General features: G+C 63.6%; 20 protein-coding genes and 1 pseudogene. 4 read left to right on the top strand and 17 right to left on the bottom strand.

Annotated elements, in window-relative coordinates:
• Positions 1-36 precede the first annotated feature (36 nt).
• Positions 37-975 (top strand): hypothetical protein, encoded by a 939-nt coding sequence (locus XH81_RS13115; RefSeq protein WP_271596239.1) that lies wholly within the window; start codon positions 37-39, stop codon positions 973-975.
• On the opposite strand, the gene XH81_RS13110 is transcribed toward XH81_RS13115, so the two are convergent.
• The 17 genes and pseudogenes from XH81_RS13110 to XH81_RS13030 all read right to left on the bottom strand — a co-directional run bounded on the left by XH81_RS13110 (position 972) and on the right by XH81_RS13030 (position 16,155).
• Positions 972-4,361: an LPD38 domain-containing protein gene (locus XH81_RS13110; RefSeq protein ID WP_271596238.1), complete on the bottom strand. Its 3,390-nt coding sequence runs from the start codon at positions 4,359-4,361 to the stop codon at positions 972-974. The genes XH81_RS13115 and XH81_RS13110 overlap by 4 nt on opposite strands.
• Before the next feature lie 3 nt (positions 4,362-4,364).
• Entirely contained in the window at positions 4,365-5,615 is a 1,251-nt protein-coding gene (locus XH81_RS13105; protein ID WP_271596237.1) for a hypothetical protein, read from the bottom strand.
• Entirely contained in the window at positions 5,612-5,854 is a 243-nt protein-coding gene (locus XH81_RS13100; RefSeq protein ID WP_271596236.1) for a hypothetical protein, read from the bottom strand. Before XH81_RS13100 ends, XH81_RS13105 begins: the two co-directional genes overlap by 4 nt.
• Before the next feature lie 16 nt (positions 5,855-5,870).
• Positions 5,871-6,065 (bottom strand): hypothetical protein, encoded by a 195-nt coding sequence (locus XH81_RS13095; RefSeq protein ID WP_271596235.1) that lies wholly within the window; start codon positions 6,063-6,065, stop codon positions 5,871-5,873.
• A gap of 2 nt (positions 6,066-6,067) precedes the next feature.
• Positions 6,068-6,544: a hypothetical protein gene (locus XH81_RS13090; protein ID WP_271596234.1), complete on the bottom strand. Its 477-nt coding sequence runs from the start codon at positions 6,542-6,544 to the stop codon at positions 6,068-6,070.
• Positions 6,541-7,278, bottom strand: coding sequence for a hypothetical protein (locus XH81_RS13085; protein ID WP_271596233.1), 738 nt, complete (start codon positions 7,276-7,278; stop codon positions 6,541-6,543). The genes XH81_RS13090 and XH81_RS13085 overlap by 4 nt, the downstream gene beginning before the upstream one ends.
• A 138-nt stretch (positions 7,279-7,416) precedes the next feature.
• The gene (locus XH81_RS13080) at positions 7,417-7,854 is read right to left on the bottom strand and encodes a hypothetical protein (RefSeq protein WP_271596232.1); all 438 of its coding nucleotides are present in this window, start codon (positions 7,852-7,854) and stop codon (positions 7,417-7,419) included.
• A gap of 697 nt (positions 7,855-8,551) precedes the next feature.
• Positions 8,552-9,748: an AAA family ATPase gene (locus tag XH81_RS13075; RefSeq protein WP_271596231.1), complete on the bottom strand. Its 1,197-nt coding sequence runs from the start codon at positions 9,746-9,748 to the stop codon at positions 8,552-8,554.
• 41 nt (positions 9,749-9,789) lie between these two features.
• On the bottom strand, positions 9,790-10,236 hold the full coding sequence (locus tag XH81_RS13070; RefSeq protein WP_271596230.1) for a hypothetical protein: 447 nt from the start codon (positions 10,234-10,236) through the stop codon (positions 9,790-9,792).
• Entirely contained in the window at positions 10,233-10,511 is a 279-nt protein-coding gene (locus XH81_RS13065) for a transcriptional coactivator p15/PC4 family protein (RefSeq protein WP_271596229.1), read from the bottom strand. The genes XH81_RS13070 and XH81_RS13065 overlap by 4 nt, the downstream gene beginning before the upstream one ends.
• A gap of 2 nt (positions 10,512-10,513) precedes the next feature.
• Positions 10,514-10,705, bottom strand: a complete 192-nt coding sequence (locus XH81_RS13060; protein WP_140479925.1) for a helix-turn-helix transcriptional regulator — start codon at positions 10,703-10,705, stop codon at positions 10,514-10,516.
• A 95-nt stretch (positions 10,706-10,800) separates the two neighbouring features.
• Positions 10,801-11,268, bottom strand: a complete 468-nt coding sequence (locus XH81_RS13055) for a hypothetical protein (RefSeq protein ID WP_271596228.1) — start codon at positions 11,266-11,268, stop codon at positions 10,801-10,803.
• A 1-nt stretch (position 11,269) separates the two neighbouring features.
• A complete protein-coding gene (locus XH81_RS13050) occupies positions 11,270-12,481 on the bottom strand; it encodes a tyrosine-type recombinase/integrase (RefSeq protein ID WP_271596227.1) in 1,212 nt (403 codons plus the stop codon).
• A gap of 161 nt (positions 12,482-12,642) precedes the next feature.
• Positions 12,643-13,554 (bottom strand): annotated as a pseudogene (locus XH81_RS13045) (ComEC/Rec2 family competence protein); the annotation flags it as partial.
• Between the two features lie 94 nt (positions 13,555-13,648).
• Positions 13,649-13,882, bottom strand: coding sequence for a DUF2171 domain-containing protein (locus XH81_RS13040; protein WP_015685840.1), 234 nt, complete (start codon positions 13,880-13,882; stop codon positions 13,649-13,651).
• 202 nt (positions 13,883-14,084) lie between these two features.
• Positions 14,085-14,471, bottom strand: coding sequence for an SgcJ/EcaC family oxidoreductase (locus XH81_RS13035; RefSeq protein WP_028141536.1), 387 nt, complete (start codon positions 14,469-14,471; stop codon positions 14,085-14,087).
• A 7-nt stretch (positions 14,472-14,478) separates the two neighbouring features.
• Positions 14,479-16,155: a glutamine--tRNA ligase/YqeY domain fusion protein gene (locus XH81_RS13030; RefSeq protein WP_271596226.1), complete on the bottom strand. Its 1,677-nt coding sequence runs from the start codon at positions 16,153-16,155 to the stop codon at positions 14,479-14,481.
• A 166-nt stretch (positions 16,156-16,321) separates the two neighbouring features.
• Between XH81_RS13030 and gltX the strand changes: the two genes are divergently transcribed.
• From gltX to XH81_RS13015, 3 genes are all read left to right on the top strand, one after another.
• Positions 16,322-17,761: a glutamate--tRNA ligase gene (gene gltX, locus XH81_RS13025; RefSeq protein ID WP_028141534.1), complete on the top strand. Its 1,440-nt coding sequence runs from the start codon at positions 16,322-16,324 to the stop codon at positions 17,759-17,761.
• A gap of 147 nt (positions 17,762-17,908) precedes the next feature.
• A complete protein-coding gene (gene gltA, locus XH81_RS13020) occupies positions 17,909-19,213 on the top strand; it encodes a citrate synthase (protein WP_028141533.1) in 1,305 nt (434 codons plus the stop codon).
• Between the two features lie 274 nt (positions 19,214-19,487).
• Complete coding sequence (locus XH81_RS13015) at positions 19,488-20,666, top strand: ROK family transcriptional regulator (protein WP_028141532.1); 1,179 nt, start codon at positions 19,488-19,490, stop codon at positions 20,664-20,666.
• Positions 20,667-20,719: the final 53 nt, after the last annotated feature.

The following is a 20,719-nucleotide window of genomic DNA, read 5'->3' as shown; positions in this document are numbered from 1 at the left end:
TGGGAGAACATCGCCCCTGCCGAGGCTGAAGCTAGGATGCGCGGTCTCGTGCGTCGCCTTGCAGAGCTCGACGACGCCTTGGCTGCAGGGCAGTACATTGCTGCGCAAAATCCGGACAGTTTTGCAGCCAAGTTGAGCCTGAACAGCTTGACTCACTTACAGCGTCGCCTCGAAGCGGAGAGAGTTGAACTAGTTCAGCACCGCATCCGGGAGCGGATTGAAATCAGTCTGAGTGGTCATGCCTACAACGATCACACAGCCGGGGTCGGCGAACTCGGCGTCTTCTTGATCCGAATTCAGAAGCTTTACTCCGCGATTGCGCAAGCGATCACGACTGGACCGAGGCGACGCGGACCTATTTCGCAGTATATTCTTGACGCCACCGCGATGCGGTTCGCAGATGTCTTTCCTTCTTCTTTTGGAATGGAAATTTACATCCGCCCTCAGTTCGACGAGTTCGGTGAAAGCACAGCATCTTCTACACTGCAAACGCTCTTTACACTGCTCAACGCCGCCAAGCAGGAAAAAGAAATCTCAAGGCTATCTGGAGAACTTGGTCAAAGGGCCGTTGGGCATCTCCGTCACATTCTGGATGATCTGTCACGCCACAATGCTGGCTTCGGGCTGAAGTGGACAGATACTTCCGGCACACAATTCGCGTGGGACGCCGACAAAGAACAAATTCCCAATCTCCAAAAGAATGTTGCCAGATTTCGCACGAAGCAGAGCGTTGAAATCACAATCAAGGCGTTTTTGGTTGGGGCCAGTTTATTACGCGATCGCTTCGAGCTCTACGATATGAACCGCGAAGTGATCGAAGGCAAACTGGCGCGAGAAGTAAAGATGAAGTTGCGTGACTTCTTTGGTCGTCAGTGTATGGCGACTCTTGAGAAAGTCGAGATTGACGAAGCTATTTCTGGAGACACGCGCACGTTTTACACCCTGGTCGGGATCGCTCCTTTGGAAGCGGGCTAGCGCGGCCGATTCATCAATTCCTTCCCAGCCTTGCCGATCTCGATCATGTTGAAGTAGAGGCCGTCGATCAGCTGCCGCTTCTCCTCGGCCTTGATGGTCGGGTTTTTGTAGATGTCGCGGACGAGCTTCGAATGGTCGGACATCGTCTCCTTGATGGCATCGAGCCGCACGAACATCATGGGACCGCCCGCCGCCTGGATGCGCGACATGGCATCGACATCGCCCTCCTTCGCCTTGGCGAGCCATGTGTCGTAGAAGCGCTTCGTGACCTCGTGCTGGTCGTAGAAGTCCTGGATGGACTGTGTCGAGGCCGACGGGTAGCGGACGACGAACGCCTTCACGACCGGGATGTCAGCCAGCGTCGGGGTCGGCGTCACCGGATCGGGCAACACCCCCGCCTTCCGTAGGCCGGCGTCGGCTGCCTGAAGGGCATAGACACCGAGCCCACCGGTCCACGACCGGATGTAGTTCTCCACCAGGATCGGAGAGGACACGGCGCGCGCCATCGGGCCGAAAGGCGCCCCGGGGCCAACTGCGGTCGAGCGCATGCCCGGAAACGCGCTAACGACCTGACCGAGCTTCTTGGCGACCTCGGTCGTGTATGGCGTGTATTGGTATTCGGGGAGAAACTTCTCCATGTCGGCCGGGATCAGCGTTCGGTCGGACATGCTCGAGCGATTAGCCCATTGCTCCGCTATGGGCTGTGCGGCGGTCGGGATATAGTTCGGCATGATCACTTGCGCGATCGACTTGCCGAGCCCGTCGAAGGCCTCCTTGTTCTGGCCGACCGTCGCGTCGAGGATGCGCTCGACCCCGGAGCCAAACACCACGCCGAGCTCGAACGGCTTGGGGATCCGGAAGACGTGATCCTTCGTCATCACGATCCAGAACATATCCTTCTGCCAATGCGGCAGTTCCTGGTAGCGAGGGTCGTCGTGGTTCGCCCACCAGAGCAGGACCGACGGCAGGGTGATGCCGCCGGCGACCTTCGCCGTGGTGTTCACGGGCCGGTCGGCGAAGGCGCGGCCGATGCGATCCAGGCCCTGGATCTGCGCATTCCCGAACGCGGTGATCATGTTGTAGGCGCGCATGGAGGCGCCGATCCGGGCAAAGTCCAGCGTCACCTCGCGCGAGGCATAGGCCGCGGACTGGATGTCGGCCTTGCTCTCGCCGGTCATCTTCTTGAATTCGGCAAGGCGGGTGGCGTTCTCGGCGAGCTCGGAGACGAGGCGTAGGCCGCGGACCGGGCTCGTCACCACGTTCCAGCCGCGCTCCATCAGGCCGGTCTCGCCGTTCAGCGTCCGCAGGCTCTCCCGCAAATAGCGCCGGTCCAGCGCCACCATGGTCGCGTTAGCGCCGCCGCCCTTCATCCAGTTCTGGAAATCGGCGTCCTTGCGGATCACGCCGACCAGGCCCTTGGCCGTATCGATGGGCGAGAACAGGGCGCTGCCGCTGTTGATGAAGGCCGTCATGAAGTCGCGAACGACGTTGCGCACGATGAAGTCCGGCGACAGCGTCGCGCCTGCGCGGAGCAGCTTGGCGGGAGCGGCCAGCACGCGCACCAGCATGTCGGCACTGCTCTGGTCGAGATTGCGGAACGCCGCAACCAGTTCCGGGTCCTTGACCTTGACCTGCTCGCGCTTGCCATCCCGCCACGCCGACAGCGTGTCACCATCGTCCCGCGCTGCGGTCTGCACGAAGTCGGCCAGCTTCTCGGGGTCGGTGACCCCGCTCTCCTTGAGATAGTCGACCAGCTCGGCGTCCCGCGGCAGCTTGCCGGTCGTGACCTTCTCGCCCTGCTCCTTCAGCGCGTCGATCAGCTTGATGCCGACGGCGTTGCGCTCGGCCACCGAGATGAACGCGTAGGTGTTCTTGATGATGGATTCGAGCGGGTCGATGATGTCCCGCTCCGAGCCCTTCAGCTTCTTCACCGGGCTGCCGGGGCCAAAGCCCTTGCTGCCGGGCGCGCCGCTCTCGGGCTCGAACACGCGATAGAACGGCACGTAGTTTTGGCCGGCCTCCCGCATTGCGGTGAAGGCATCGCCCGAGATCACGCCGCTGTCGCGCAGGTAGGCGAGCAGGTTCTCCTGGTAGGACTGGAGCCCAGCGGCCGCCTCGCCATACTTGCCCTCCCCCTCGGCCGCCACGCGCTGCGCGGCCTCGATATCGACGCCGGACTTCCGGCCAGACGCCTCGATCTCGATGGCGCGCTTGGACGCGAGGTAGGCCCGGAAGCCGTCGAGGTCCTTGCTGACGGGCTCGATGATCTCGGCCAGCGGCTTGCCGTTGGTCTTGTAGGTCTGGAAGTCGAAGGTGCCGTGCTCAATGAAATGCTCGGCCTTGCCGAACTGGCCGCGGGTCAGCCGCGCCAGCTGGTAGGCGTCCTCGTCGATGGCCTTCAGCGGGTGCAGATCGTCCACGGCTAGGCGATAGTATTTCGCCCAGGTGTTGCGCTCGGCCGGCGCGGACTCGCCGATGCTGATCTTGTCGAGGACGGTCTTCTGCGCCGCCTCGAACGATCCTTCAGGGGGCGGCGCCGGCGGCTCGCCGGGGGGCTTGGGCGGCTCTGGCGGGCCCTTGGGAGGCCCACCGGGCGGCAGGTCGGCCTTGTCGCTAGACAACAGGCTCTGCGCCACCACAGGGTCGCTCATGGCGTCGTGGGCGACCTCCGACGGGTGCAGGCCCTTCTCCTCGTAGGCCGCCAGCAGCTTCTCCTGGACGGCCATGGGAGCCTTCTCGCCCCCCACGATCTCCGCAGCCGCGACGAAGTCCTCCGAGCGCGCGGCGGTGCCGATCGGCAGGTCGTAGATCTCGCCCATCGGTCCCTTGCTGATCCGCGACACCGGCTCGCCCATCGAGACGGCCATGCCCGAGGTCTTGCCCGTGGTCGGCAACTTGCTCAGCCGGCTACCGGCGACCAGCATGCCCAGGCCGATGGCCTGATCCAGCCCCTCCTCTGTGGACAAGTCGACTTTGCCGGACATCACGTCGCCCGGCAGCTTCAGCATGTTGATGGTGTCGTCGAGCATCTTGGAGGGATATTTCTTCACCGCCTCCCAGAGCCGCGTGCGCCCTTCCGGGGTGGACATCAGATCGATGCCCTGCGGGATGGTCTGCAGCAGGCCACCCTCGCGCTTGCGGGCCTCCTCGCCCGCGACGAGGCGATCCTCCATCGCCTGCGGAATGCGGTCTGGCACCTCGATGGCGCGTCGGCCGAATACTTCAGCATCGCTCAATTCTCGCTGCGGGCCGAAAACCTGCTCGTCGCTCAATTCCCGGTACGCGTTCCATGGGCCTTCTGCAGGCTGGTTCGCGACGGGCTGCCAGTCGTCCTTCGCGCCGACGTAGTCGCTCCACGGTCCAACGGAGTCATTGTTCTCGGCCATGGCCTAAAACTCCTGCGCCAGGCAGGTCAGGTTCGAGATCGAAGACGTCGTGGCGGCGTCGTTGGTTGCGACAGAGGCGTCGTACCAAACCTGTGTCCCTACGCTCAATCCACTGATGATGCCTTCAATGTTGAAAGGAGCATATGCGGTCCCGCTCGGGGTCGTATAAACAACGCCGCTGTTGAATGACGTTCCAGTCAAGGCCGCACCAGCGCTTGGCGCAGTCCCGGTCCCGTAGCGGCCAGCAACAGTCGTGTTTTTGGGGGTGTTGTTGTTGGTGACCGATCCGATGATCGTGAATCTTACGCGACCTGTCGTTGCCGGTGTGACCTTACAAGTTGCGCCAAGCCCCATGTGAACACCGGTCGTGCTGGCCGTGCCGCCAGGGTTTGTCGGGATGGCGCTTTGATGCGCGCTCGTAAGCTGGAGAGTGCCGAAGCCAACGCCTTGAATATCCGTCGAGCTCGTCCAGCGTGCGATCTGGTTGGCAGTCGGAGTACCTGAGACAACGACGTTGCCGGTGCCCGCGCCGGTGTTGCAGCCGAAGGCGTGCGTCGAGGTCGAGTAGGTCAGCGAATTCGTGCAGTTGTTGATCGCCGTCGCCGACGCGGTGGTCGAACCCCAATAGCCTAGGACGGTGTCGAGCGTGCCGGCGGCAAGACCGATGGTGCGCGAACTGGCGAGCGTGCCGCCGCCGGAAAGCGGTGATGCGGTGTTGATTGCGGTCGTCGTCAAGGCCGGCGGCGCGCCAGCATCCGCAAGCGTGCCTTGCGTTGCCCCGATGATGATCGCGTTGCCCGCGGTGGCGCCGGTGAACGTCAAATTCAGCGTGACGCCGTTGCAGCCAGCGATCGCCACTGCGTTTGGTGAGGACGGATTTTGATACCATGCACCCGGCGAGACGATCGAGTTAACCGATGTGATCTGCCCCCCGGTAGCGTGCAGCGAGATGGTCGCCTGCGTGCCCGCGCCGCCGGTGGTGATGGCGCTGAAGTCACCGTTCGAAGCGCAGCTTCCACCCGCCGCCACGGCAGCGGTGGCCACGCGCGCGAGGGGCGCGGATACCGAGCCCTTCAACGCAAGCTGTGCTGCAAGCTGGTCAAACGTGATCGCCTGCGATGGCCCCGAGCCGCTGCCGGAGCCGATGCGACCGATAACGCTGTTGTCGCGGACGGCATTGTATTGCTGAGCACAGACGGGAGAGATGCCGACGGCAAGCGCGACCGCGAGGCCAAAACGGAAGAGGAATTTCATCGCGAACGCTCCAATTCTTTGACGGCCTTGCGACCGTCTGGATTTTGATCGAGCGCGCGACCGATCTTGATCTGCACCTCGAAGAAACCGGGCGGCGTCCGCTTGCTGATCGGCCATAGATCTTGTGCGCGCACGATCGCTAGGGCCTCCGCTGGAGAAAGCTCCAGCGTGATATTTTCATCTTGCGCGGTGGCGGGCCCCGCGTAGAGCAAAATGGACAGAAGGAGGATCAAGCGCATGTACCGTTGCTCCTGTTCAGTGAAGAGCCCGGACGCGATTGCCGATCGGTAGGAAGCCCGCCGGGATCAGCGGTCGCGCGATATCCTGGATTGCGCGCATCCAGTCACTGCTGCGCTTCGCACGCGCGCGCTGCAGAGGCGTAATCGAGACGGTGACCTGCCGCTCTTCGTTGCTCTTGGGGTCGACGACGTCGATCTGATACTTGATCATCTTCAAAATCCTTTTGCTTCGCCCTTGATGCCGCCCGCGATCACCACGGATGCGGTCATCATCAGTCGGACTGCCTCAGCCTCGTTCGCGAGAAAACGCTTCGTAAATGCCGGATTATTCATCTGGCGGTTCCGCCAGTCCGTAACCATCCGGTATTCCTCCTTGCTGACGCCGGCGCCTTCCAGCGCCTCGCGGACCACGTCATCCGAGAGTCCCAGGCTCCGCATCCATGACGCGCCTTCGGCGAGCAGTTTTGACTGACCGTCGGGGATCGTGTCGGCGCCGAGGACCACGCCGTTCATGGCGTTCTCGATCTCGTCACCGCCCTTTCCGAGCACGCTATGCAAGTCGTTCCACTGCTTCGTCGCGGCCACGTCGCCGGATAGCAGCTTTGAGCCGAATTCGGTGTTCGCCGAGAGCGCATCGATCTGCGCGCGCGCATCCGCCGCTGTGACCGGCGCTTGGATTTGATCGGTCATGCTGCCTCCGAAGTGGGTGATTTGATCGCGTCGAAACGATCCCGCAGAAGCCCGACGAAGTACGCACCGGCCCGCCGAAAGACGACGGGCGCGGCTTCAATGCTGGGCCGGTCGTATGCCAGCGATGCGTGGGGTGCTCGTGCGCCAGGCAGAAAGGCGTTCGGCAAACCGTGCTTGAACATCTCTCCGGCCAGGAGTGCATCGATCGCCACCGGGTTCGCGATGCCGCCGACCATGATGTCCACCGATTTGAAGTCGATCGGGTGCGGAACGATGCCGGTCGGGAATTTGTGTTGCAGTTCCTCGGCCAGGGTGCCGAGCTCGACGCGCAGCTTCGCCGCCTTCTCGATTAGGCCGGATAGCTCCACGCCGACGCGGGTCCACTCCTCCGCGGTCGCCGCAAATTCCCGCAATTGCCGATCGCGCGCTGCAGCCTGCTCGGCGAGTTCGGCCTCGGAATCCTGCCGCAGCGCCAGCCGCAATGCCGCTTGCAGCTCAGCCACCGCCGTTCTGGCGGCGTCGATCCTGGATCGGTGGCCGGCCAGCTTGTCCGCCGCGCCCGGCTTGCGCTCGGCAGCATCGAGCGCGAACTCGGCGACCTCCTGCTCGAGCTCATTCAACGCGCCCAAGGCGCAATCCAGTTTCTCCTGGACGGCTGGCGCGCGCCGGGCCGATGCTTCGACTTGCGGCAACGGGTGCTCTGCGGCTTGCTCGCCGGACTTCCTGCGAAACATGCTGATGATCCTCACGCCGCTTCGCTGCGGTGCTGGTCGGACTGAGACGCCGCCGCGGCGTCCTCCAACCGGCAGCGGATCCAGTCGCTCATCGTGCGCCTCTCCCGCGCGGCCAGGTCCTTAATGCGCTGCTCCAGCTCAGGGCCGATCCGCGTGCCGATCATTCTCGTGTTTGCCATTGTTGGCCTCTGTCAGGTTCGTGCTGTCAGCATTCGGCGTGATTTCCGGATTGCTAGCAACGCACCGCATTGTTTGATCGGGTGGGACGGATGCGGCGACCTTCGTGTTCGTCGGCCGACGCTTGCGAGGCTTCCAGCGGCCGCGCACGCGGTCAGCCTGCTCCGGGTCCTCCATGATCACTGCGAATGCGATGCGCAGCCCCAGCGCGTCCAGAAGGGCCTGGAGCGACATTTGGCCGAAGCCCCTCACCGGCGGGTCGGCGAGCAACTTGCTCACGTAGCCGCCCTGCAGCCCTGTGATGGCGTCCAGCGTCTCGTGGCTGAGGTCGAGCTCGTCGCGGCGGGTGCGCACGACGTCGAGCAACTGCTCGCGAGATCCGATCAAGCGCGGCTTCATTGTCTAGCGATGTCCAACAAGGTTTTCTGAGAGGTCGCCGCCGATTTTTTGGACGGCCGCCGCGAAACAGACACCGCACGTCGATTATGGAGCGCGCGCGGGATTTTCCCCCCACCCGGCACCCCACCCCGTCTTTTCGCGGGAAATCCTTCAGCATCTGACAGGGGAATTGGCCGACTCTCTCGCGCGGGCGTCAGCTTCCAAGAGTGCTGAAGTTCATGAGAGAGCGCGCGCGAAAACCCCTTCCCGATCGACGCCACATGATTGGGACAGATCGAACGGCGATGGAGGTTGGGCAGCACGAACAGCGCTTTACCGACCGGTCGCGACAGACTGCGCGGCATCGGGAAGCGTATGGGAAGCGTTTGAGCCGACCGCCGCCTTGCTCGTAACGAGTTACGCTGTCCACCAGGCGAGCGCATAATGCACGGTCCGCCAGCTCCAATCTCGCGGTTACGGCATGCATGCCGACAACGAGGTCCTTTCCGCCCTTCCCTTCCTTGAGCGGCCGGAACGCCTAGCCGCGCCCCAGCGGCGTTGGGCGCTTCCAACGCTCGGGGGGTATGGGGGGTTGGAGAACAGGCGTTGGCAATACCGTTGCCACCCGTTGGAAGGGGTGTTGGCAGGATAGTTGGTAGGGGTGTTGGAAGTGTCGGCAGAGCGTTGGTAGGGGCGTTGGAAGCCGGGAAACTACGGGTCATGCTGTCACCCGTTCGATGTGCTGGCGCCGCTTGCTGGGTGAGCCGGTCTCGACGGTCTTGATGGCGTTGCGAGCGAACAGGCGTTCCATCGCGTTGCGGAAGGCCTCGGCGGTGATGCCAGTGGCCTCAGGGTCCAGCACGAACTCGGCAGGCGCGCTGCCTTTGGCGGTCTTCGCATGGACCGGGCGGCCCTGGGCAAGGCGCTTGTCGAGCAGCCGCAGGAATAGCTCCTCGATGTCGCGGTCGACCGACGCGCGATATGGCGAGGCCTCTCCGGCCATGGCGGTGGTGAAGGTCAGGCCGCCCCAGCGGAGCGTCACCTTCTCGCCTGACCGTCCATAGTTGCTCTTGGTGACCGCGAGCGTGCGCTGGTCCTGGTCGTCCTTGTCCGGGTCGGACAAGTGCAGCATTGAGCGCACCGAGTTCCGCCAGTCCACGCTGTTGGCTGTGCCACTGCCGTCGGCCATGCCTCGGACGCTGGGATGGTCGAGCATCACGATGGCGACGTCGTTCTCCCGAGCGATCTTGCGGAGCATGGCGAGGAAGGCGCGGACCTGCCGGCGCGCGATCGCCTCCCCGTCGAACACCGCGGCGATGCTGTCGATTACGACCAGGCGCGGCCGGCGATCGCGGATCCAGCCTTCCAGCCAGTCGAGCAGCGGAGCGCGGGACAGGCGCCCATCGCCGCCGGCGTGCACCAGCCATGTGCTCTCGAGGTCGGGGAAAAGCAGATGCAGATCGGTGAGGCCATGCGGGTCGATGCACCGGTGCTTGGCGATGCGCTCGACGCGGTCGCGGATGTTGTGCTCGGGCTCCTCGCAGGACAGGAACAGGGCCGGCCCGTTCTCAATCGTGCAGCCGAGCCAATCGCCGAGGCCTGCGGCGGTGTGCACCAGCAGCTGGGTTACGATCTCGGTTTTGCCGGACCCGCCATTGCCGGCCAGGATTGTCAGGTCACCGCATGGAATGCGACCGCTCGCGAGCCAGCGCTGTTGCTCCGCCTCGGTGCCCTTCCACACTGCCGGCGTGATCGCGGCATAGGTGGGTGATTTCTGTTCTGATGGCGAAACGAGCGACAACCGACCGGCTTCGGGCTCGCTGAATTGCTCATAGCTATCAGCCGGCGGAAAATCGCGGCGCGGGTCTTGATCTTGGGCCGGATCTTCGGCTCGGACCAGGCCAAAGTCGACCATGAGCGTCCGCGCCATAGCGGCCTGGGCGGGTGTGATTCCCATCAGGCTGCCTCAACAGATTTGAAAAGCGCCGGTGCGTCAGCCTGATGATTGTGGAGCCAATTTGCGATCCGGTCCGGATCGCCCGCGCTCAACACCACGTGGAAGGCGTCGATCGTTGACTGCGCCGTGCGATAAGGGGTCTTCTCGATCGTGGAGACCTGCTGCACCGGCGGCAGCTCGCCCGTCCAGCGCCAGCGGTCGCGCGGATCGGCAAGCTCCCACTGCATCAACAATTGCGATGCATAGTCGGACGGCAGGTCTTCGATCGGCGCAAAGGCCTCGCCCATCAAGCGCTGCACTTCGTCCTGGCCGAGATCATCGACATAGCCCGCGCATTCGGCGAGCAGTTGGAGGTTGTCGACCGCGACCTGCTTCGTGACCCACCCGTTGTCAACGAACCAGCGCTGGTCGGCGCAACACTCCGCAAATTCTTCCGCGGCGCTCATTCGGCATCGCTCCCATCGAGCAGGCCGAGCTCCCGCGCCTTGGCCAGCGCCTTGTTGATCGCTTTGGCGAGGTCGGGCAGCCGCGCGATCTTGATGGCGACGCCCTTGGGCGTTGGCTTGAGCTTGCCGTCGCGATCCATCGCGTGCTTGCGCACGTTGACGAGGTTGTGGCCCTGGTAGGTGGAGAGGTCGACGATGATCGCATCGAGACGGCGGTTGGCCCAAAACTGATCAACGACGACGGGCTCGGCCAGTTCTGGCTTGCGCGCGCCCATAGTCAGGCCGCCGTCTCGATACGACGCGAAGCCTGCCAGCGGCGGTTCTCTGCGACTGTCACCCCTACCCGGCGGGTCGACAAACGAATGAATGCCGGTCCCTTGCCGCTCGCGACAAGGCGCTGCCCGGTGCTGCGAGAAAACCCGTTAAGCAGGCACCACTCTTCGAATGACATAACGCGATCGTCGTCCACGATGAACCTCCCTGAGTGCTTCGATGTATCAGGGGTATTCGCGTTAAGCCGGCTCGAAAATTCGATTTCTTTTTTTGGAGAACTTCCTGGAAGTTCTAGGTTTCAGCACTTCCAGATTTGCTGATCTCCGCCTCAATCCATTCGTTCCACTCGCGATTGAAGCGTCTCATGGAGGTGGGCCCCTCCCATGTCTCTTCCCGGAGTGCTTCTTGCCTCTCGCGGAGGAGGTTACGCAGATGCTTATCGATGGTCGGCAATGTCGGCCTATAGCGCGGCGTCAACTGCCTCTCCTCCGAAAGGCCGGCATTCTCTTCGACGATTTGACGCGCCAACTCCGCGACGTTTGGCTTCTCCATTGTGTCGTAACGCTCGAGGAGCGCCCAATTCTTCAGCTCGTTCGCGCGCGCTTTCGATAGAGGCTTACTCAACTCTCTGAAGATTGCCTGAGCTCTGTCACGGCCGTGATGCGCCTCGATTTGCCTGAACAGCTTTAAAGCTTCCATCTGAGCGCCACCCAGCGTGGTGACGTCGTGGAGGGAAAACTTGATCAGATTTTCCGACATCTCAACGCTCCGCGGCCACGACAATCGCGAGCAGGTGCGCCTCCCACTTCCGTAGCGCCTCGGCGATCTCGGGCCCGTAGTCGTGATGATCGTAGACGCCGCCGATGCCTGACTTGTGGCCGGCGTGGTTGAGCACGAGCTCAGCAATGTGCGGCAGCACGCCAAGCTTGCCCATCCGAGTGCGCACCGTACGGCGAAGGTCGTGCAATCGCCAGGGCGCCAAGGCCCTGCCTTCAGCCGAAGTGATGCGGGCACCGAGCGCCAGCGTGTTGTAGGACCATGCGTTGAAGCCGCTCGCGCCGCCACCGAACAACGTGCCTCGGCTATTGCGCCGGCGGATCGACTTGACGATCTCGATTGCGGTTGCCGGTAGCGCGATTTCGTGACCCCGCTTCGCCTTCGTTCTTTCCTTCGGCAACGCCAGCTTGCCCGCGGTGAGGTCGATTTCCTCCCAGCGCAGTCCACCGATTTCATCACGCCGACAGGCGGTCAGAAGCAGAAGCCGGACGATCTTCCCGAAATCGTCATCGAGACAATTCCGCCAAATGATGCGGATCTCGTCATCTGTCAAAACCCGATCTCGAGGTTCCTTCCCGCGGATCGGGTTCTCCGTTCCGATTGCCGGGTTTGCCTTTGCCAAGCCTTGGCGCATGCACCAGGAAAAGAACGCCAAGAGCGCCCCGCGAGCACGGGCGGCTGACGTCGGTCCATGGTCTCGGACCAGGTCGCGCAGCAAGCTTGCGATCTCCTCAAAGCTGATCTTGCTGACCGGCTTCTTTTGGAGGGGTCCGCAGTGCCGCCGTAGATAGCGTTCCTCCGCAATGTAGGTGTTCGGTCTAACCCGGGGCTTCTGCCCCTCCAGGTACAGCTCCACGACCTTCGCAAAGGTTCGCGCATCGGCGGTCTGCTCGACTCGCCGCTTTTCTTCGTCGGCGTCGGGATCGATGCCGAGCTCGACCTGCGCGAACCTCTTTCGGGCAATGCCGCGCGCGTCCTCCAAGGTGACCTTCCGAACGTCGCCAAGGCTCTTGCGACGCTGCTCGATCCCCACGCGGTACTGCACCACGTAGGACGCCTTGCCGGCGCGGAGACGCACTCCGAAGCCCGGCAGGTCCGGATCCCAAGCGATGTGATCGGTCTTGCCAGCCGGCAGGCTGAGCCGCCTCACGTAGGTGTCGGTAAAGCGGATGCGATCGTCGGCAATCTTGAGCATGGGAAGCAGTCCATCCTTTTTGGGAAGCACGGGGGATGCAAACCGATGACCGATAGTGACCGCGTGTGAACGAAGCCGCCACGTGCTTCTTGGCCTAAGCCGTTGAAAACTGTGGATTTTGAAGCGTCGTGAACGCTTCTGACCGCTGAGGCTATCTGTTAGCCGGAGATCGAGAGCACATGGCCGAGCCCCGAGATGAACATCGCGTCATTGACGGGCGTGGAAATCGCATCGCGCCGCCCGGTGAGCAGCGCTGTCGCGATCGCGCGGTTGTCACCTTCGAGCGTGGCACGGATGCGGGCATCGATCGCATCGCGCAGGCCCTGCATGAAGGCGGCATAACGCAGCCGCAGGCCGCCGGCATCGGGCGGGACTGAAGCCGTGATCGCGCCCATCACGAAGCCGGAGGCGCCGATGCCCTGAAAGAACATGTCGCGCGAAAAATCGTAGCTGCCGGGGCGCACCGGCGAGAGCGGCGGCATCAGCCGCGCCTTGAGCTGCACGAAGCTGCCGACCTCGGGCGCAGTGCCCTTGCGCACCGACAGGCGGACGCGTTCCAGCTTGACCTCGCTGCGCTGCGCCTCCATGGCCGTGACGCGCAGCACGAAACGATCGGTTCGCTCGCGGATATCGCGGGCCTCGACGAAACCCGACAGCGACACTGAATAGAGCGGCTTGGCCAGCACGGGGTGGGCGATGCGCGCCGTCTTCCAGGTTGCCACGGCAAAGCCGGAAGCGACCGCCGCAATCATGATCGCAGGCGCAAACAGCCGGCTCCGCCGCAACAGCACCGCGCCAAACGTGAGCGCGATAGCCGTCGCGGCAACGACCCACAGCACCGGCTCATGATCGGCGGCAAAATAGAGTGCGATGCCACCGCCAAAGGCGACAGGCACCCACGGCAACAGTCGCCCGGCGCCGGCCTCCGCGCGGGCCCATTCACGCAGCGTCTCGACGATTGCCGACCAGGCGCCAAAGCCCGCCGGCACCAAGCCGCCCGCCTGCGCAGCACGACCGACCGGCCACGTCCCGGCTATACCCTGGGACCGTGCTGGCCGGCCCGGCTCCGCCATATCCCTGCACCCTACGCGACGCGATTGTCGCCAAGGCTACCGGAACGTGCGGCCGCGCGAACAGCGGTACAAATCGAGAACGAAGGGACTCCCCCTACTTTTCCTCTTCCATCGTCACGGCGACATCCGCCTTGGCCGACAGCCGCACCTTGTTACCCTCGACACCGGCGACGAGGCCCTTGTCGATGAAATGATGGTGGCCCTTGTGGCTGCCCTCGCCGCTGTCCTTCTTGGTCAGCTTGATGCGATTGCCTTCGACCTTGTCGACCGTGCCGACATGAACGCCGTCGGCGCCGATGACTTCCATATGCTCTGCAATGTTCTGCATGGTGGGATCCTTGGTTGGAGCCACCTCAACGCGCGGAGAGAGCTTCGGTTCGTATTCTGCTGCCATTCCGGGGCGCGCCACTTGGCGCGAGCTATGATGCGCAATTGCGCATCGGAGAATCCATAACCACAAGCTGGGGTTATGGATTCCGGGCCTGGCCCTTCGGGCCATCCCGGAATGACAAACTGATGAAGAGCGCCAATCAGATCAGCGGCGCCTTCGCCGAAGCGTGGTGATTGACGATCTTCCAGTCGCCGTCCTCGCGGACGATGACCCAGCTCATCTTGACGACGAGATCAGGGCGCTCGCCGGCGAGGTCGAACGAGATGGTCGCGGCCATGTTGATCAGATCGGGGCCGGCCTGCGCTGCGTTCACGTCGGAGAATACGGCGCTCGGCTTGCGCCAGCGCGGCAGGCCGTTGAAGTAATCGGCAACACCGTCCCTGCCCCGATAGAGTTTCGGGTTCGAACCGAAGAAGAACGCGTTTTTCGCATAGAGCGACGAGAGCGCGGCGGCGTCGAGCGTCGCGAAGCCGGCGCACCATTTCGCGATGATGGCGGAAACGATGGCGTCGGCTTCGTTGCTCATATGCGCATCACCCTTTTGCGACTTCCTTCGCGAAGGTGTCGCGCAGGCCGATGGTGCGGGAGAACACCGGCTTGCCCGGCGTCGAGTCCTTGTCGCGGACGAAATAGCCCTGCCGCTCGAACTGCATCGGCTCGGTCGAATTGCTCGCTGCGACCGATGCCTCGATCCGAGCGTCGCTGAGGATCTCCAGCGAGTTCGGATTGAGATCGGCCGCGAAGTTTTGGGCGTCCGGGCTCGGATTGGCGAACAGCTGGTTGTAGATGCGGATCTCCGCGGGCACCGACGCCGCCGCCGGCAGCCAATGCATCGTCGCCTTGACCTTGCGGCCGTCGGGCGCGTTGCCGCCCTTGGTCGCGGGATCATAGGTGCAGCGCAGCTCCACCACCTCGCCCTTTTCGTTCTTGATCACGCCGGTGCACTTGACGAAATAGGCGTAGCGCAGTCGCACCTCGTTGCCCGGCGACAGGCGGAAGAACTTCTTCGGCGGGTTCTCCATGAAGTCGTCCTGCTCGATATAGAGCTCGCGGCCGAACGTGATCTTGCGCGTGCCGGCGGACGGGTCATCCGGATGGTTGATCGCCTCGAGCTCCTCGGTCTGCCCTTCCGGATAGTTCTCGATCACCACCTTGAGCGGCCGCAGCACGCCCATGCGTCGCTGCGACGTGCGGTTCAGCTCCTCGCGGATGCAGAACTCGAGCATGCCGACGTCGACCACGCTGTTGGCCTTGGCGACGCCGATGCGCTTGACGAATTCACGCAGCGCGGCCGGCGGCACGCCGCGGCGGCGCATCCCCGCCATGGTCGGCATCCGCGGATCGTCCCAGCCCGCGACATGGCCGTCGCGGACGAGCTGGGTCAGCACGCGCTTGGACAGCAGCGTATAGGTCAGGTTGAGCCGCGCGAATTCATACTGGTGCGGCTGCGACGGCACCGGCAGTTTTTCGATGAACCAGTCGTAGAGCGGCCGGTGGTCCTCGAACTCCAGCGTGCAGATCGAATGCGTGATGCCCTCGATCGCGTCCGACTGGCCGTGGGCATAATCGTAGCTCGGATAGATGTGCCACTTGGTGCCGGTGCGCGGATGATGCGCATGCAGGATGCGGTACAGCACGGGATCGCGCAGATTGATGTTGCCGGCTGCCATATCGATCTTGGCCCGCAGCACCCGCGTGCCGTTCGGGAATTCACCGGCCTTCATGCGGCGGAACAGGCCGAGGTTTTCGTCCACACTGCGGTCGCGGAACGGCGAGTTCTTGCCGGGCTCGGTCAGCGTGCCGCGCGAGAGGCGGATCTCCTCCTGGGTCTGGTCGTCGACATAAGCGAGGCCGTCGCGGATCAGCTGCTCCGCCCATTCGTACAGGCGGTCAAAATAGTCCGAAGCAAAGAACAGGTTCTTGCCCCAGTCGAAGCCGAGCCAGCGCACGTCGGCCTGGATGGAATCGATATACTCCTGCTCTTCCTTGACCGGGTTGGTGTCGTCGAAACGCAGATGGCAGCGGCCCGGAAACTCCTGGGCGATGCCGAAATTCAGCGCGATCGACTTGGCATGGCCGATATGCAGATAGCCGTTCGGCTCCGGCGGGAACCGGGTCACGATCTCCCTGTATTTGCCCTGGTCGAGGTCGGCCTGGACGATGTCACGAATGAAATCGCGCCCAACCTCAGCTGCCACCGGTTCTGTCATTACGAAAATCCTGTCGGGAAATCAGCGGTTCTTCTGCCAAATTCGGGAGGCTGAGCCAAGAGCTTAAGCAGGCCTCAAGCGGGGCCTGGCAGGTCCGCCGGCGGGCTTTGTTTATGTCCCGTTCCTGCTATACACCACCGCCTCCAAAGCATAGGCCCTGCCAAGAATGACCAATTCCGTCGTCACGCGCTTCGCTCCCTCGCCGACCGGCTTCCTCCATATCGGGGGCGCCCGCACCGCGCTGTTCAACTGGCTGTATGCGAAGAAGCACGGCGGCAAGATGCTGCTCCGGATCGAGGACACCGACCGGGAGCGCTCCACGGAGGCGGCGATCGGCGCCATTCTCGACGGTCTGAAATGGCTGGAGCTCGGCTGGGACGGCGAGGTCACCTACCAGTTCAGCCGTGCCGCGCGCCACCGCGAGGTCGCCGAGCAACTGCTCGCCGACGGCAAGGCCTATCGCTGCTACGCGACCGCCGAGGAACTCGCCGCCATGCGCGAGAAGGCGCGCGCGGAAGGGCGCACCCGCCTCTATGACGGGATGTGGCGCGATCGCGATCCCGCGACAGCCCCGTCCAACGTCAAGCCGACGATCCGCCTGCGCGCGCCGCAGACCGGCGAGACCGTGATCGAGGACCAGGTCCAGGGCCGCGTGGTCTGGCAGAACGAGAACCTCGACGACCTCGTGCTCTTGCGCGGCGATGGCAACCCGACCTACATGCTCGCCGTGGTGGTCGACGACCACGACATGGGCGTCACCCATGTGATCCGCGGCGACGATCATCTGATCAACGCCGCGCGCCAGAAGCAGATCTACGATGCGATGGGATGGGCTCTGCCGAGCATGTCCCACATTCCGCTGATCCACGGCCCGGACGGCTCGAAGCTCTCCAAGCGTCACGGCGCGCTCGGCGTCGATGCCTACCGCGCCATGGGATATTTGCCGGCCGCGCTACGCAATTACCTCGTCCGGCTCGGCTGGAGCCATGGCGACCAGGAGATCTTCTCGACCGAGGAGATGATCGCGGCGTTTGACCTCGCCAGCGTCGGCCGCGCCGCTGCCCGCTTCGATTTCGCCAAGCTGGAAAACCTCAACGGCCACTACATCCGCCACGCCGACGATCAATCACTCGTGAAGATGTTCGAGGACGTGCTCGACCATCTCGTGCCCGCACGCGACGAGATTAAGGCCAAATTAAACGACACTACGCGCGCCCAGCTTCTCAAGGCCATGCCGGCCCTGAAGGAGCGCGCCAAGACGCTGATCGAGCTGATCGACAGCGCCTATTTCATCTTCGCCGACCGGCCGCTGGAGCTCGATCCCAAGGCACAAGCGCTGCTGACGCCAGAGAACCGCAAGCTGATCGGCCAGCTTCATTCCGCGTTGGAGAAAGTCGAGATATGGAGCGGCGCCACCACCGAAGCCGCGCTACGCGCTTTTGCCGAGGAAAATAGTCTCAAGCTCGGCGCGGTCGCCCAACCCTTGCGGGCCGCGCTGACGGGGCGGACGACGTCGCCTGGTATATTTGAGGTTTTGGACGTCCTGGGACGCCAGGAAAGCCTCGGCCGGCTTGAGGATCAGTCCAAGGACCAGACTAAGACGTAAGTCGAGCATGCGTGCGGTGATCTTGCAGCGCACACAGCAATAATATACCCATCTCCCCCGTACCTTCTGGAACATCCGGCCTGCCCCATCATCTCGCAAAGGGGGCCTCCGGCTCCGGCCCGCTTCACATTTCATCGGGGACCTACGATGGACGCAAAACCGAGCAATAAGACCGCTACGCTGACGGTCGGAAACAAGAACTACGATCTCCCGATCCACAGCGGCAGCGTCGGGCCTGATGTCGTCGATATCGGCAAGCTCTACGGCCAGTCCGGCCTGTTCACCTACGATCCCGGCTTCACCTCCACCGCGAGCTGCCAGTCGAAGATCACCTATATCGACGGCGACGCGGGCGTGCTGGAATACCGCGGCTACCCGATCGAGCAGCTCGCCGAGAACGGCGACTTCCTCGAGACCTGCTATCTCCTGCTGTTCGGGGATCTGCCGACCGCCGCGCAGAAGAAGGATTTCGACGACCGCGTGACCCATCACACGATGGTGCACGAGCAGATGGCCCGCTTCTTCCAGGGCTTCCGCCGCGACGCGCATCCGATGGCGATCATGGTGGCTGCGGTCGGCGCGCTCGCCGCGTTTTATCACGACTCCACCGACATCAACGATCCGAAGCAGCGCATGATCGCTTCCATGCGCATGATCGCCAAGATCCCGACGCTGGCGGCGATGGCCTACAAGTACACGGTCGGCCAGCCCTTCGTGTACCCGAAGAACTCGCTCAAGTTCGCCGAGAACTTCCTGCACATGTGCTTCGCCGTGCCGTGCGAGGACTACAAGATCAACCCGGTGCTCGCTGACGCGCTGGACAAGATCTTCATCCTGCATGCCGACCACGAGCAGAACGCCTCGACCTCGACGGTGCGCATCGCCGGCTCCTCCGGCGCCAACCCGTTCGCCTGCATCGCCGCCGGCATCGCCTGCCTGTGGGGTCCGGCGCATGGCGGCGCCAACGAAGCAGCCCTCGCGATGCTCGCCGAGATCGGCTCCGTGGACAAGATTCCCGAATTCATCGCCAAGGTGAAGGACAAGAACTCCGAAGTCCGCCTGATGGGCTTTGGTCATCGCGTCTACAAGAACTACGATCCGCGCGCCAAGATCATGCAGAAGATGTGTCACGCCGTGCTCAAGGAGACCGGCCATGGCGACGATCCGATGCTGAAGGTGGCGCTCGAGCTCGAGAAGATCGCGCTGAGCGACCAGTACTTCATCGACCGCAAGCTCTACCCGAACGTCGACTTCTATTCGGGCATCACGCTGAAGGCGATGGGCTTCCCGGTCTCGATGTTCACCGTGCTGTTCGCGGTCGCCCGCACCGTCGGCTGGATCAGCCAGTGGAGCGAGATGATCGAGGACCCGCAGCAGAAGATCGGCCGTCCGCGCCAGCTCTACACCGGCGTCACCCGCCGCGACTACGTCACGATCAAGGATCGCAAGTAAGCTCCAAGCCGATACGGCTTTCGAAGCGGCGCCATCGCAAGATGGCGCCGTTTTTGTTTATGGAGGTGCCGTAAGGTGGGCAAAGCGCAGCGTGCCCACCACCTCTCCGCAACAGATACGAAGTCGTGGGCACGCCCACCCTACGAGACCAATCGGGCCGTGACACGCTTGCTGCCGCGCACAACAACAAAGTCCACGCCTGCGGCCGCAAACGCCTTGACAGTCAAAGCGCTCCGCGCGCAAATTCTTACACTAAGTAAGAATGACGACAGGGATGGAAATGCCGGAGCAGCCGAGAAGTCGGCGGCAGACGCGCGCTGCCATTTTGACTCACCTGCTTCAGTCGGGTGGCTCGTTTCGCCCGCCGCTGGCCAAGGCCGTGCGCCTGTCCGAAGCGAGCCTGTCGCGCATCCTGCTTGACCTGAAGACCGAAGGCCTGATCGAGGAAGTGCGGCGCCCTGCCCCCTACGTCGGCGGCCCGACCGGACTCGTGTCGCTCGACGGCTCGGTTGCCCTCGCAGCCTTCGAGCTGACCGCTCAGCACCTCAGCCTCGGCGTCGGCGGCCTGTCGGGCGAGCTGCACTACACCGAGCGCGTGCCCCTGCCGAAGACGCCGACCGTCGAGACCGTCGACCGGGCGTTTCGCGAAGCGATGACATTGCTGCGCGACTGGACGCGGCGCCGCCGCGTCGTCCTCTCTCAGGTCGGCGTCTCCATTCCGGGCCTCGGCCGGCTCAGCGCCGCGGGCAACCCCATCATTCCCTGTGACGTCGGGCGCATCAGCGACATGTTCGGCGAGATGTTCGCCGACGTGCCCGTCGAATTTACCAATTCGGTCGTGGCGCACGCCACATTCCATCGCTGTCGCACCGAAAACTATCCATTCAATGACACACACCTGTTCGTCTTTGTCAGCCATGGCGTTGCGGGCGCCTGGATGGATGATCCCGTCGAGACCGACGCGCTCCAGCCAATCGAGCTCGGTCACATGGTGTTTGGCGAAGGCGGGCCGCGCTGTCGCTGCGGCCACCTCGGCTGTGTCGAGGCCTATACTTCGCTTCCGGCGCTGGCCGAGCTTCTCGGCGTGCCCGAGCCGGAGTTGCTCCAGCTCGGCAGCGATTGGGTCAGCGCGATCCCGATCTCCTCGCGCGTGCGTCAGGAGCTGCGGCATCGCCTGTATCGCCTTGGGCTCGCGATCGGCAACACGCTGAACGTCAAGCCCTGTCACGGCGTCGCCATCTCCGGCTGGCCTTCGCTCCTTGCGGAAGGCGATCGGAAAGCGCTGGTCGACGGCGTCGATGCCTGCCTGCTCGGCGGCCGCAAGCATGCGCAGGTGTCGCTGGCTTTCGTGCCGCCGTCGAACGGCAATGATCCCAGGGCCGCGCTGGCCTTCGCCGCGTTCTGCCTCGCCTGCCGCGGCGGCATGCCGGCCGCGTCGACGGAGGCCGCCTGAGACGGCCTGAAGCTGCGCGGCTCGCGCGCAAGAGAGTTCACACCGGGAGGAAC

It is taken from the genome of Bradyrhizobium sp. CCBAU 25360 (assembly GCF_028128695.1).
Classification (GTDB): domain Bacteria; phylum Pseudomonadota; class Alphaproteobacteria; order Rhizobiales; family Xanthobacteraceae; genus Bradyrhizobium; species Bradyrhizobium ottawaense.
This window is presented reverse-complemented; position numbering and strand designations above follow the sequence as displayed.